Genomic DNA, 14,118 nt, shown 5'->3' with positions numbered 1-14,118 from the left:
TTTTGATCAAATAATAAATCAAAACTTTACAAAAACCAAGCCTAAAAATATTACAAAAGTAAACATTTTTCATTTATTTAAAAAAAATTGAATACTTCATCAATCATTTATGACTATAAGTCAACTTAAGTCTCAAATTCTACTATATTTTTCATGAAAATCTCACTTTTATTTTATTTAAAATTAAAAAAATCCCCGCAAAAGCGGGGATTTTTTGAGCATATAATCGGGTAATGAATTACATCATGCTTCACAACCATGTCCGCATGTATAACCTTGCATTACTACGATACTTAACCAATTGTTTTTAATAATGTTCCGGAATTACCACGCGTCACCTTAGTACACGTGACATTACGAAAATCTGTGAGTAACCTTGTGAGTAACACAAACAGTTAAAAGGTCTTACTCACATCCTCATGTTAAATGATTTTCAAATCAAGCAATTAAAAGCCAAAGATAAAATGTATCGTGTTGCAGACCATTTTGGGCTATGCATTGAAGTAAGAACATCAGGAAGAAAATTCTGGCGTTACCGCTACCGTTATTTAAACATCCCCAAAATGTTAACGATTGGTGCCTACCCAGAGATTAGCTTATCTTACGCTCGTGATAAGACACGTGAGTATCGTAGTCTTTTAGCTCAAAATCTCGACCCTGTAACAGAGCAAAAGAAAGCGCTTGATTCCGCATTGGATGCAATACAGCATACTTTTAAAAGTATCTCGAATGAATATTTAGAAAAGTACAAGGACACTCACTCACAAGAATGGTATGAAAACAGGCTGAGATACTTTAAAAAAGATATCTATCCCGTCATTGGCAATAAACCAATCAAAGAAGTGAATTCAAATGATATTCGAGTGATTTTGGATAATACTATTACACGAATTCGCAAAAGCAAAAGAGGTACTGGTGAAGTTAAAGCAATCTATGTAAGACAAATCTGTGCTGAAGTCATGCAATACGCAATTATCACACTGAAGATAATCAATGATCCTACAATTGCGCTACGCAGCTATATCAGACGTCCTCCTGTTAATCACGCTACCCCTTTAGAAGAAAAAGATAAGAAAGTGATTCTGGCTTTGATCAATCAATATGGTGGAACTACTGGCACACAGAATGCTTTAAGGACTGCCTTATACAGTATGCTACGTACGATAGAAATACGCAGGGCTAAAAAGTCTTTTGTTAATCTAAAAGATGCGACCTTAACTATTCCTCGTGTATCAAATGCACAAATTAAGGATGGTAAAAGGAATATGAAGAAGAATAGGACGCATGTTGTACCTTTATCTACACAAATGCTAGAAATTATAAAAGAGCAGTTACAGCTTTACCCTGACAGTATTTACTTATTCCCTGGGGATGATGGCATATCAATGTTGGGGAAAAATACACTCAATGAAGCACTCGTTAACATGGGTCTAGGCCATATTACCATGCATGACTTCCGTGCAACTGCATCCACCTATTTAAACGAACAGAATTACAGTAAGGACTGGATTGAATTACAGTTAGCCCATGTAGATGGTGACATGTCCCGAGCTTCTTACAACCATGCAAGTTGGTTAAAAGATCGAAGACAGATGATGCAGCATTTAGCTGATACTATTGATCATTGGCATGAATGACATCAAAAATAATACTGTTAGATTAAATCACCCATGACATCTAACAGTCTTTGGTTTTTATGACGTTCAATGAGCCTTGCCTTCATCCCTAAGGAAATAGGTGTTTCAACATCCAAAATGGGATGATCTCCAATAAAGAGCATTTCTGGAAAATCACAGCCAAAATGTGCCTGAATCACCTTATAAATTTGATGTTCAGGCTTTATGGCTCCAACCTCATAACTAAATACAACAGCATCAAGAAAATCAGGGAGTAGTTTTCTAAGTTGTTCACCATAAGGCATCGCCAAGTTGGAACAAAGCGCAATTTTAAAACCTCTTTCTTTTAAAATTTGCAGCGTAGGCATTGTATCTTCATACAGTTGAATTGTGCTTAATTCAAGCTGAAGATCATTGTTGATCTCCCTCAAAAGTTGCCCTGGTAGTTCTACTCCGAACTTCATCGCTAATTGTGCAACATCAACAGGATTTGACATGATGATCTTTGCATCTTGTGCACTTGGTTTTCTACCATTAGCTTTTAGCCACTTCATCAACTTACGATATGGGGATCGGCTCTCACCAATTTTGACAAGTGTCCCAAAAGCATCAATCACAATAACTTTAGGAAAGTGATTCATCATTCTTACTATGGATAAATATTTTATATTGAGTTTAGCCCAGTAAAGACGAAGAGAGTTTGTAAAATTAAATAAAGTTGCGTTGAATAGCCATCTATCCAAATAAGCAGAAGTGCAGCAGGAATTGATACAGTTAGTCCATGTAGATGGAGATATATCACGAGCACCTTATAACCACGCAAGCTGGTTAAATGACGGAAGAGAGATGATGCAGCATTTAGCTGATACTATTGATAGTTGGTAAAAAAAATAGTTAATTATTTGTTCTAGCTCAAATCTGAGCTAGAACAAATAGAATAAGATCAAACAATACCATCAATAAAAAGCTTTAAAATATTTTTTTCAATCGTGAGCAGTCCTGTAAAGCAGTTGATGGCAACTACCCTATTATAAACAATGATAAGAACTTTGATTTTCCTACTCATTAACTTAATAAAATAAGGGTATTACCCTTATAAACTAATTCAATATAAAAAGATCTTGCTGAACTTTTTGAATTACATTCTCTTCAGGTTCTTTATTTACCCAAACTCTTTGCTCTACATCTTGAATTAAACTACTAGCATGATTCGTAGGTTTAATACTCATTGCATTGAGTTTCTCAATCAAAGACTGAACCATATTTTCACGTTCAATTGACCAACTCGATGCAAAGCATCTCCAGAATGTCCATCCTGCACGCTCTAAAGCACGTTGACGAATCATGTCATCATGCCATTGTTCTGGCCCATGATAGCTATCACCATCACATTCAACAGCCAAACGCTGATCACCATCTGACTCAACGACTAAATCGATTCGATAGCTTCCAACCTTAACCTGTGGAGTAACTGTGTAACCCATTTCATGGAGTGTCGTAAATACAGATTTTTCAAACTCCGATTCACACAAGTCTAATTTTGCTTCAAATGATGCTTTTTGATCTTCTTGCAAATCATAAAAATGATTGAGTAAATTCAGCCTTAGATCTTTTGGAGATATATGATCACGATTCACGGAGTGGACAAGATACATCCGTTCACGAGCACGGCTTGCAGCCACGTTGAATCTCTGTTCATGATCGGATCGACTCAAAGCATGACAATTCTGAGGATCTGCTACCATGGATAAGAAAATAATATCTCTTTCTGCACCCTGAAATGCTGAAGCATCCCCACACGCAAATTGAACTTGGGTAAGAGTACCTGCACCAAATTCATTCAAAGCTTCTGATTGAATGAACTCAGCCTGCGCCGGTCCCAACAATGAGATCACACCGATTGATCTATTCGTGTATCGTTCATCTTTAAGAAGAAGTTTCATTTCCTCAATAATTGCTTTCGCTTCTATTCGATTAATATGTTTGCTATTTTTAGATTCTCTATACCCCTGCGGTGTATAAATTGCGACTAAAGCTGGACTTAACTGCTCAGATTTCTTCGATAGTCGCATTGGCTTAATACGGTTACCATAAAAGTTTTTATTACTATAACTAATGATTGCAGGATGACAGCGGAAATGCTCTAGAAGCATCACGCTTGACTCATAGATAGAAGAAGCCATGTCGTATAAAGACATATCTGGTGTTAAATATGCAGCATGTGGCTGACCATGTAGATAACGATTCCTTAATACATCAATTTGAGCACTTGCTAGGCCGACATTACTCGGAGAAACCTGCTTATTATCCCCCACAACTAATAACTTTTTAGCACGCATTAAAACGGGTAATACGTCAATTGATGATTGTGATGCCTCATCCACAATCACTAAGTCAAAGAGACCTAATTCAGCAGGCATAGATTCAGATACCTGAAGATGTGACATGACCCAGCAAGGAATAGCTGCTGTTGCCTCTTTAAGGGCTACTTGAGCATCTTTTCTATAACGTGGAGCATTCTTACCTGTCCCTTTTCCATAGTGTTGTACAGCAATTTTATAACGCTGTAATGCAACTAAAATTTTGTCTGAGGCATTTTCCTTTAATGCCAGCCATGTCTTGTTTGCTGCCAATTGAGCGTAATTTTGAGATAGATTCTTCTCGTGAATACGACGGCGCTCATACAAATTTTCAATTTGACTTGTATTACTGATGGCCATTACAAAAATCTCAAGACGTTTCCATTCCCAAGCCTCTAGCAATGTATTGCGTAATACAGGATCTTCAATTTCTTCAGCGTACGGAACTTCCAGAATATGTTTACTAAGAATCAAAGCATTTGTTTTACTCAATCTAATACTGGCGGATTTAACTCTTTCAAAATCTTCAGTTAGATCTTTTAAATGTGATAATTTTTTTAATAGATCAGCATACTCTCCAAGTTCACTTTCATGTAATGAATCGGAATCAATCAGAGATACAATTTTCTTTAACTGATTTGATATTTTATTACCAAACTCTGATAAATAAAGGATTTGATCAGCCAGTTGTTGTTGATAGACTTCTAAATTAAATATTTTTAACTTCTGCCCTAACAATTGAATCAAGTCATCAATATTTTTAGGTAATCCGTAGAAATCAAAAGATTTAGCTCTCTTAAAAACTTTTAAATAATTCGCATTAAATTGATCCAAATATTTATTTTTTAAATCTAGGCATTTTTGGGTTCTACTGATGAGCTGCGTGAACTCTTTTAATATTTCATCGATATTACGATTATTTAACTCAATTAAAGGAATGTCTAATTGTGCGGCAATACTATTCCACTTGCTCATAAAGATATTAAGAGTCTGCTTTCTATCAAGATATTCTTTAAGTCTTTTCCATTCATCTGATGTATCAGGATATTTTCCAGAAACTTTAATTGACTTAAAAAGGTCTTGTAATTCAGCAGTACCAAAATGATACCAATTAAATGGCTTACCTGTATCAACAGCACGTTGAACAGCTTGATATTCTTTTGAGTTTGGTTGTATCTCAAAATTCAGCTCTATGGGATCAATTAGTAGCGTTTTCCTGTATTCCAATAAAGGCTGAACCTCTTGAATAAGGTTACTATAGATCTCAAGTTCCATAGCCTTATCTTCTGAATTTATCTTTTTGAAATAGCTCAATAACCATGGTTCTGCATGATCAAGAACAAGGTTTAGATCTTCTAGATAAATCTTTAACCAATCTCTTAGCTCATTAATTTCTGATTCAGAAATAGTTTCCTTGAAATTATGTAGGTCATTTTGCTTTAAAAATTCCTCAATCTCATCTTTTTCTTTTAAGAACTCACTTAATTTCTTCAGACTCGCCGAATCTAACAGCTTTTCAGGAGCTGGCAGAGGACCATAATTTATGTATGGTAAATCTGTACCGATTTTCTTCCTTGAGTCTCTCAATTGAATCAACTCAATCTGGGAAAAAGGAAACTGGTCTTTTTCCTCCAAAGTTAATTGGTCGGTAAACCATTCGCAGGATGCTCTACTTTCTAATACCGTTTTCACGATATCCATAGGTAATTTTTTATTACCATCTACTTCAATATTCTGATAATGCTTTTCTGCAAAGTTATATATTTCTCGATCAATCAAAGCCATTTCATGATGGTTATGATCTATTTGATGTTTTAGAACTTCGATCGTTTTTCGAACTTCTGCAACATTCATTTGGGTAATTTTTTGCACAATCAAATCGATTGAAGATTCAAGCTGATTTTTACTTTCTTTGCTTGAACCAATGCGACTGACTACCAAAGGCTTTAATTCATCAGGAATCTTTTCATGTACTGTTTTAAGGACATGTGACTGCTGTGCAGTTACCAGTACTTTTTTACCATTCGCCAAATAGTGACAGATAATATTGGCAATACTATGTGTTTTACCTGTACCTGGTGGACCTTGCACCACTACACCACTGCTGGTTAGCAGATTCTGGACAATAGTAATTTGTTCTTTGTTATAAGGCAGCGGGAAATAAAGCTCTTCAACTTTTGATCCGAAGCCCTCAGTACCAGAACGCCCTCTAAAACTATAAGTCTCTTTTTGATTAATATCGCTTTTTAATTCTGTCACTAACGATAAAGGTTGTTCAGGTATAGCCACTGAAGGGTCATTAAGTTTAGTTTTTAATAACTCAATGTCATCACTTAAAATAGAATTCCTTTTAGGACGACTAAACAGTACCGATGTTAATGTCACTGTTAAGTTCTTAGATGGTATCGCTCTATTCTCTGCCTCAACAATTGTTCCTCTTGAGAAGATATTAGCAACAAAGGCTTCGACTAGATCTGAATATGTTTCTCCTTCAAATAATGCTAGTGAACGCCCATTATCTAAGTTTTCTTTTAAAGCTAATTTCACTTGCCCTGAAGTGGGTATATCATCCTCTAATAAAATGGCATCCATTTCGATATTGGCACGTGTATCTTTAGCACCTACACGTATTAATCCATTTTTTTCTATTTCCATTTCTAAAGGAATAGTAATTAAAGGATATGAATAAGATTTTTGAGTAGTAGGAAGTACCCAATCAACTAAACCAAAACCTGCAACAATTTCCTCACCATCGCCTGTTCCACCTAGGTTAATTGCAGTATTCCAAGAGAATAATTTGTCATAAACAATAATGGATTTTTTAATCTCATCATTGTCTTGTTTCCAAAGTTCCCAATTATTTCGATAATTTTCAAATTCTTTAAACAACTTCTGAATTATGCCAATTTTAGTGATCAAATCATTTGCCACTAAAAAGTAAGCTAATCGCAAGTGATCAACTCGCTTAAAAGATACTAGCTTATTTAAACTAGCATAATTAAAAGTCGGTACTTTTTCAGTTTCAACATGGATGTGCAAAGACAGTTGTTTAGATGGTATAGGCATCGATTGAAGTTGTAAGCGTTCAATTTCAAACCACCAATCACTATCATTCAGAATCTTTAAACCACGAAGTTTTTTAAGATCATAGGAATAAAATCTATTACCATTAATTTCATATTGAATTTTTTGAGTATCCTCAGCTTGATGAGATACATAGTCCAATAATTGGATCAGCCTATTCTTAGCAAAATTACTGATTTCATGTTCATGCTGCATAATCAAATTTTCTACTTTCTTAGGTACTTCTATTTCGGATATGGAAGAAATTATTGACCATCTAAAATTTTCATCTTTGAAAAAATATTCTTGATTTTTATCAAGGAAGGAATTTACCTCCTTCTTTTCAACACCAAGAATTTTAGCAATTTCCCTTCCCGTTAAATTAGGTTGAGTATGCAGAATATTTGCAATTACATCCTTCATGCTAAAAATACTTCCTGATGATCTAACAGTTACAATAAATCATATATCAAAACTTCTAATCCCCACTTAATTATTTAGTATGGATACTAATGAGCAATTCATTTGAGGTAGATCAGAAAATTAACAACTATATTTAATATGAATCTTAATAATATAAATAAAAAAATTACTCATATTTTATATAAATCAATAACTCTCCCACTTCTACTTCTAAAGCAGTACAAATCTTATCAATCGTCTCAAAATCTATACGAACGGACTCGTCGTTATACAGTTTATAAAGCGTACTTTTATTAATACCTGTCTCTTTTACAAGATCTGCAACACGCATTTTTCTTTCAGCTAACAATACAGCCAAGTTCGACTTAATCATACTTTTTCCTAGTTAAATAGTAAAAAATACTTGAAATCCCGTAAAATTATGATAATTTACGTCTAAGGAATAAATTTTCCTACTTTCCTAGTACTTTTTATGAGGTTGATTATGCCATAGCTGCAGATAATTCCCCATATATTTTACGAAGAACAAAAAATTCAGGCCTGTCCAAACAACTTATACCTCTCTCGCCAAAGTGAACCATAAGTCGTGCAAACAAGCCTGAGATACCACCAAGACGTAAATCATGAGGTACTTACCAATGATAAAGAAAATAAAATCTAAACGAAATCCCTATTTCCTTGTACTGCCTAATTCTGGCTGTCAGGAGATTCACCATGTTTGATAAATCAGTATTTGATGGTGTCGTCGTATGTGAAGCTGCCGATGCAATGGCAAATCATATTATCACTGAGTTTGAAATCCCTCGTTTAGATCGTTTGGCTACTAAGCTCAAAGTAAATAGCTGCTTCAATGATCATCAAGCCCTTCGTCTTTGGGCTGATCGTTTATGTGAAAACTATCTCATTACCAATGATTTCACCGTCTACGACTTAGAAGATCTCATACAAACGGCTCGTATACTTTTTTTAAAAATATTTTCTTAATTCTCTTCTGGGGCATGTTTGAAATGCCCCTACCTTTTGTAGGTTCAAAATGAATACTGACGCAACAATTTGGATGCCACTGTATATTGGTGATCTTCAAGCGAAATTTACTCGACTTTCGAGCGAACAAGTGGGTGCTACCCTTTTTCTCATGATGGACTTTTGGAAGAATGGTCCTATACCAAGTGAACCCAACATTTTGATGAGTGTGACCAAACTAACGAGTCCTAAAACCAAGAGCCTAATAACTACATTAAAAATCCTGAATCTTTTTGAAGAAGTAGATGGATTTATTCAATCTAACTACATCACTACATTAAAGGAACAAGCTATTCTCAATCAGAAGATGAAATCTGAACGTGGGAAATTAGCAGCACAAGCTCGTTGGAATAAAAGCTCAAGTAATGCTGATGCATCAGATTCGGAATGCTCTAGCAATGCACAAGCATCACTTAAAGAATGCCCTTCACCTTCACCTTCACCTTCACCTTCACCTTCATCTTCATCTTCATCTTCATCTTCATCTTCATCTTCATCTTCATCTTCATCTTCATTTCAAAGGCAGGATGACAAAAATGAAGAAAAACCAATTAATCGAAAATGGATTTAGGAGTAGATGATGAATATAGCTATTGATCTATTAAAAACTCCTAATGAAGTTTTAACTACCTTGTGCTCCAAACATGGTTACCCATTAATAAAAGTTGGTAATCATCAGTTATGCAAAGTCTGTGCGAAAGAAAATCTTGAACAAACGAATAAACAACATCAGGAAGAGTTACAGCAAAAGCTGTTACATCACCGTATTCATAGCTCAGGGTTAAATCAACGTTATTTGGAATGTGGTTTTTCTAATTATAGTGTTAGTACTACTGAACAGCAGCAAGTTGTCGAATGCTGTCAGAATTTCACACAGCAATTATTAAACGGATCGAAATCCAACCTTATCCTTTATGGCACACCAGGTACTGGAAAAACTCACCTAGGATCAGCGATCATTCGCAATGTTATCTATAAAACCAAAATGTCATCTCGTTATATAACGAGTGCTCAGATAGCAAAAATCATTATGAATTCATGGAGTATTGAAGACCAATCTGAAGAGCAATGGATTCAATTTTTTGCTGATTTTGATTTACTCGTCTTAGATGAATATGGGCTACATGATCGTCATTCAGCTCGTTTAGAACTTGTTCATAAAGTGCTATACAAACGCTATGACATGATGAGGCCAACTATGATTATCTCTAATTTCACTCTTGAAAATCTAGAACGAGATCTTGATGTACGACTCTGGTCACGATTACATGAAAATCAATTAATCACTGTGCCTTGTTATTGGTCAGATCACAGGATGAAATAGTTGAAAAAGCCTTGGCACTGCCAAGGCTAAAGCATAGTTTGTGTGGTGACTCCCTCATGGTTGTAACCACCTTTTTGATAGCTTTTTGGGGCTTAAGATATGCTTAGTATTGCAAAAGCAGTTCAAGAACGAGTGAAAAAATTTCACCTTGGCCATGTCTTTTCTGTGGACGAGTTTAAACAGCTTGGAAGGACTGAGGTCGTTTATCAGGAGCTCCATCGTTTAAAAAAGCAGGGCGTGATTAATCGCATTCAGCATGGTGTTTATTATAAACCTGAACCAAACCATATGTTAAAGGGGCGATACCTGAGCCCTGATGTTTATGAAGTGGTCAAAGTGATTGCTAAAAAAAATGGTGAACTCATCCAGGTGCATGGGGGTGTGGCCGCAAATCGTCTTAAACTAAGCACTCAAGTTCCAGTGATGGATGTGTTTTATACATCAGGTTACTCTCGTGAATTTAAGATTGGCGGCACTCAGGTAAGATTGCTGCATACTAAAAACAGCAAATTTTTCCAACATCCATTTAACAGCCGCGTAGGAATGGCCATATCAGCATTACTCTTTTTTGGAAAAGAGATTGTTGATTTAAATATGGTTAAAAAGCTTGAAAAGACGCTTACATCTGAAGAGTGGATATTACTTTATCAGTCCTCTTTGCCGGCGTGGTTGCATAAGTTACTGGATGAGCAAAAGACAAATTTCTACTTTTAAGCCACCCAATTTAAATTAAAACCTTAGCCTGTTAAGGCTAAGGGCTGTCTTGTCACTCAAGATACTTAGACTATATCTGTAACTCAGACTGTAAGATCAAATGCATGACCTGTAGGATGTCTCATCCTAGTAATTGAATCATTGGCTTAACCAAGATTCAGATTCATTAGACTTATCACTTTGTTGCCTCCTATCTAATGTCTGATGCATTGAATTTAATCTTATAGGTTCTGTGGCACTTGAATCAGGCTCTTCAGTGATTTGTAGGATTCTATCTTCTAGCTTCTTAATCGAGGTTTGAATCATTTCATCTACGTGAAAATAATTTGGTGTTCTTTCTACATCTGGATGGCTTAATTCAAGCATTTCTGTATAGCACTTAACTGTTTTTATAAAGCCATCCATATTTTGGTAATCTTCTGGTCGTATATACTGAATCTGATCAACCATATCTTTGACGCATTTCTGAATTGCTCTAGAATAATCAATACTTAATCCTTTTTTTGCATATGCACCATAAGGCTCTTTCTGTATTTCCTGAAGGAGCTTTCTCATATCTCTATCTGCCTGAGATGCCAATTCGATTGATTCAGAAAGATGTGCTCTTTCATTACTCTCATATATCTTTCGAATATAGTAATCTAAGCTATGCTCAGGAAATTTGTAACGTTTAATTAAACGACTCGTAGTTTGTAAGTTTGAATCAACTCGCCTAATGTGACTTTCATACCTTCCAAATCCTTCAATATTACTGCTAATGAGGTTACGTCTGGCACTTCGCTGTTTTGCAAAGCTGACCAATCGACTGAGTCCAAAGCTTTGAGGTTCTGTAGATGGGGTTCCAAACATACTGCGACTTGCCGATCGATCGACTTTATTAGCTCTGGATGATTCAAATAATCCTTTAAGAGTTTGAATAATGTTGGCTCCAAGTCTCTTAAAAAAATTGTCAGATCTGGTACTGGTAATTCCTTTTTTAGCTCCTGCTCGTAAGTGTTGATCGTTATGTTTTTGTACTTCAATTCGGTTTCTAATAGTAAGATTTTCTCTTCCAATACGCTCTGATAATGCTTCTGTTTTTCTACAGTCTTCTTCAAGCTGTCTTCGGTACTCAAATGCAGCTTTTGTTGATTTTTCAACTGCTCTATCTGTGCTTGCAAATGATTGACGTACTCTTGACTCAATTGTCCTAGTTCGGTCATGAGCATGATTTATCTCCATAGGATAATGAGTAAAAGTAAAACGATGAGAATCAATGAAAGTCCAATGAATGTCCTTGATAATTTCATTTGTTCTACGATATGACTGTTGCCAGTTTGAATGAGACTCATTTTGTCCTCCCATGTCCTGTTTTGCTTGAGGTGATTGGCTTCGATCTTGTTGATTAACTTCTGGTGTTTGTTGATTAAGCTTTCGAGTTCTTGGTTCTTCTGCTGTTGAATCTCTATTGTTTCTTGGTTCTGTGAGTTGATTGCATTCATTTCGCTGAGCTGAGAATTCAGTTGTTTGATATTCACTTCTTGTGCATAAACTGTTTTCTTGGCTTCGATCAAACTGTTGAATTGCTGATTCATCAGATGCTCGTACTGCACTACGATCTGGGTAATGTTGGCTGTTGTATTGTTCACGTTTTGCTCTAACACGTCCAATTTGGTCAAGGCATTGATTTGCTTTGTCTCGATCTCGTTCCAAATCTTCTGCAACTTGTTGTAGTGTTCTTTGAGAGCTTGCTGCTCTATCTCTATCTTGGAGATAAGTTCTGATCGAAAAATTTTCATGGTAAAAGTCTGCCTTTAAACGGTCTGTGCCTTCTTCTGTTTCTAGGGATATATAGTTCTTACCCGCTCGCTTTATTGTCCCAATCTCACGTAAAGATTGAATAAGTGAAGCTCGATCTGTGATAACGCCATTCACTATGCGGTGATGAACAAATTTATCGATCAGTTGGATACGGTGTTCTTTAGGTTTCTCTTTTAAATCTGCTCGGAGCGCTGCTGCATTTTGCAAATAGATATGATCAGGAAGCTTTGAATCCTGACTTCGTGTAGGGTCATCTGGACGAGCCCAGTTATTTTGATAGTTAAAATAATCCCTAAGTGGATCGAAATAGTGTCGATGACCTGGTGGCGCAATATTTAAAGATTTACCTGAAGTCAGTTCTATCCGTGGCACGAGAACATGAACATGTTTTGCACCATTGTCCTCAACATGCATAACAGCCGTCATGTGATATTGGTGCGGTGCTAAACCTACGAATGCATGTTGTTCAAAGACATCTAATACCTCGGATATATCCTTATCAGATAATTTATCCTCCTCAGCCCATGCAATGACGACAGACGTATATTTGTACTTATGTGGTGAGCTTTGAGCTAAAGCCGCAAAGGTGCTTGGGTCACCTCGTAAAACTTGTACACCTGCTCTAGGACGATTTAGATGGTCTTTATCATCAATCAGATAACGGGCAGCAAGGGCTGGATCCCCGACACCATTAGCAAGGAACTTGATATACATTATGTACTAATCCCTTCCTGTTGTTGCACGTGCTATAGCTCGTTGCTTAGCTCTTTCAACTGCTTTATCAGATCTAAAGATGGGCGGTAATGGCTCAAGATGTTGATGGAGTTCTTGTTGTATTTCGCATAGTATTTTTAGACATATGCCAAAGGAGAACTTTTCTATATCTGCTTGTTTACTCAAACATAAACGATTGAGTGATTTTGCTATTTGATTGATATTATTTCCAATTCTACCAAGCTCCCTTAATAGTTCTGGATCTACCTTAAGCGCTGAAGGCTGTATGAACTTTTCTCTACGCCGGTGTCTGCACTTAATTTCCACCTTTTCAGGCTCATCTGTGATTTCTACATGTTTTAAAACAGTATGCTGTTTACTCATAAATTCACGGGCTATCAGTAAATGAATAAAATCAGTAAAAATCATATTTTCACGTATTAGCAGCTGATCTAATTGCTGAGCTTGTTCAGCTAAAAACCTTAGTCTTTTGACAATATTTCGCTTGCCATTTGGCATTGATTCACCATTTGCATCGTGTGGGTTCCTGGGGTCTTAGGGTTCTCCCTAACAAGCCCTTCCTGTTGCGTACCAGAAATAATTGCGTAGCAGTTATTTTTGTAGCTACAGGTAGGCTTGCTTAATGACGCCCCATTCCAATTAGGCATCCACCTAACCAACTGCAGCCTAGCAAAGAGAAAAATTTGATGATTCGTTTGATGTGTATTTGGAAATTTTTAGCTAAATATTTTTTTAATCTTTGAATTGTTAGCTTAGTTTAGTTTAGTTTCGGTCTTCAATAACTTAAAACTTAGATTTCACCAACTATGTTCAAGTACCTCTACGAAAATTCTTTGGAAGATAAGGCAATTTAGATTTGAATAAGTTAGGTATCTGTACTTTTGGAGTTACATTCCGAATGTCATATAACAGTTATTACGTTAAATAAAAGATTTAATAAGTATTTAGATAATTTATATTTGGTTGTTTTTTGATCTAAAAAAGTGGTTTTTTAGGGAATAGTGTCCATTTTTAAAAAGGTATATTTATTTCACTTAGTTCACTTAAGTTAAAGGAAAGA

General features: G+C 35.8%; 10 protein-coding genes. 5 read left to right on the top strand and 5 right to left on the bottom strand.

The features are described 5' to 3' along the window. The first annotated feature begins 419 nt into the window (after positions 1-419). On the top strand, positions 420-1,637 hold the full coding sequence (locus FTV13_RS01665; protein ID WP_005025080.1) for an integrase arm-type DNA-binding domain-containing protein: 1,218 nt from the start codon (positions 420-422) through the stop codon (positions 1,635-1,637). Positions 1,638-1,654: 17 nt separating this feature from the next. Here FTV13_RS01665 and FTV13_RS01660 read toward each other — a convergent pair whose 3' ends face one another. The 3 genes from FTV13_RS01660 to FTV13_RS01650 form a co-directional block, all read right to left on the bottom strand. Next, positions 1,655-2,257, bottom strand: a complete 603-nt coding sequence (locus FTV13_RS01660; RefSeq protein ID WP_010700110.1) for an HAD family hydrolase — start codon at positions 2,255-2,257, stop codon at positions 1,655-1,657. A 459-nt stretch (positions 2,258-2,716) separates the two neighbouring features. Then, positions 2,717-7,462, bottom strand: a complete 4,746-nt coding sequence (locus tag FTV13_RS01655; RefSeq protein WP_180010780.1) for an AAA domain-containing protein — start codon at positions 7,460-7,462, stop codon at positions 2,717-2,719. 166 nt (positions 7,463-7,628) lie between these two features. After that, positions 7,629-7,835 (bottom strand): helix-turn-helix transcriptional regulator, encoded by a 207-nt coding sequence (locus FTV13_RS01650; protein ID WP_005025075.1) that lies wholly within the window; start codon positions 7,833-7,835, stop codon positions 7,629-7,631. Between the two features lie 341 nt (positions 7,836-8,176). Here FTV13_RS01650 and FTV13_RS01645 point away from each other — a divergent pair, with 341 nt between their 5' ends. The 4 genes from FTV13_RS01645 to FTV13_RS01630 all read left to right on the top strand — a co-directional run bounded on the left by FTV13_RS01645 (position 8,177) and on the right by FTV13_RS01630 (position 10,523). Beyond that, positions 8,177-8,446 (top strand): hypothetical protein, encoded by a 270-nt coding sequence (locus tag FTV13_RS01645; protein WP_180010778.1) that lies wholly within the window; start codon positions 8,177-8,179, stop codon positions 8,444-8,446. A gap of 49 nt (positions 8,447-8,495) precedes the next feature. After that, positions 8,496-9,056, top strand: coding sequence for a DUF1376 domain-containing protein (locus FTV13_RS01640; RefSeq protein ID WP_180010776.1), 561 nt, complete (start codon positions 8,496-8,498; stop codon positions 9,054-9,056). 9 nt (positions 9,057-9,065) lie between these two features. After that, the gene (locus FTV13_RS01635) at positions 9,066-9,809 is read left to right on the top strand and encodes an ATP-binding protein (RefSeq protein WP_180010774.1); all 744 of its coding nucleotides are present in this window, start codon (positions 9,066-9,068) and stop codon (positions 9,807-9,809) included. Between the two features lie 99 nt (positions 9,810-9,908). Next, on the top strand, positions 9,909-10,523 hold the full coding sequence (locus FTV13_RS01630) for a DUF6088 family protein (RefSeq protein ID WP_180010772.1): 615 nt from the start codon (positions 9,909-9,911) through the stop codon (positions 10,521-10,523). Between the two features lie 138 nt (positions 10,524-10,661). On the opposite strand, the gene FTV13_RS01625 is transcribed toward FTV13_RS01630, so the two are convergent. Together FTV13_RS01625 and FTV13_RS01620 are read right to left on the bottom strand one after the other, a co-directional pair. Then, positions 10,662-13,037, bottom strand: coding sequence for a hypothetical protein (locus FTV13_RS01625; RefSeq protein ID WP_180010770.1), 2,376 nt, complete (start codon positions 13,035-13,037; stop codon positions 10,662-10,664). Positions 13,038-13,043: 6 nt separating this feature from the next. Then, positions 13,044-13,556: a MobC family plasmid mobilization relaxosome protein gene (locus tag FTV13_RS01620; RefSeq protein WP_180010768.1), complete on the bottom strand. Its 513-nt coding sequence runs from the start codon at positions 13,554-13,556 to the stop codon at positions 13,044-13,046. Positions 13,557-14,118 lie beyond the last annotated feature (562 nt).

Origin of the sequence: Acinetobacter sp. YH12235 (assembly GCF_013417705.1) — a bacterium.
In the GTDB taxonomy this organism is placed as follows: domain Bacteria; phylum Pseudomonadota; class Gammaproteobacteria; order Pseudomonadales; family Moraxellaceae; genus Acinetobacter.
This window is presented reverse-complemented; position numbering and strand designations above follow the sequence as displayed.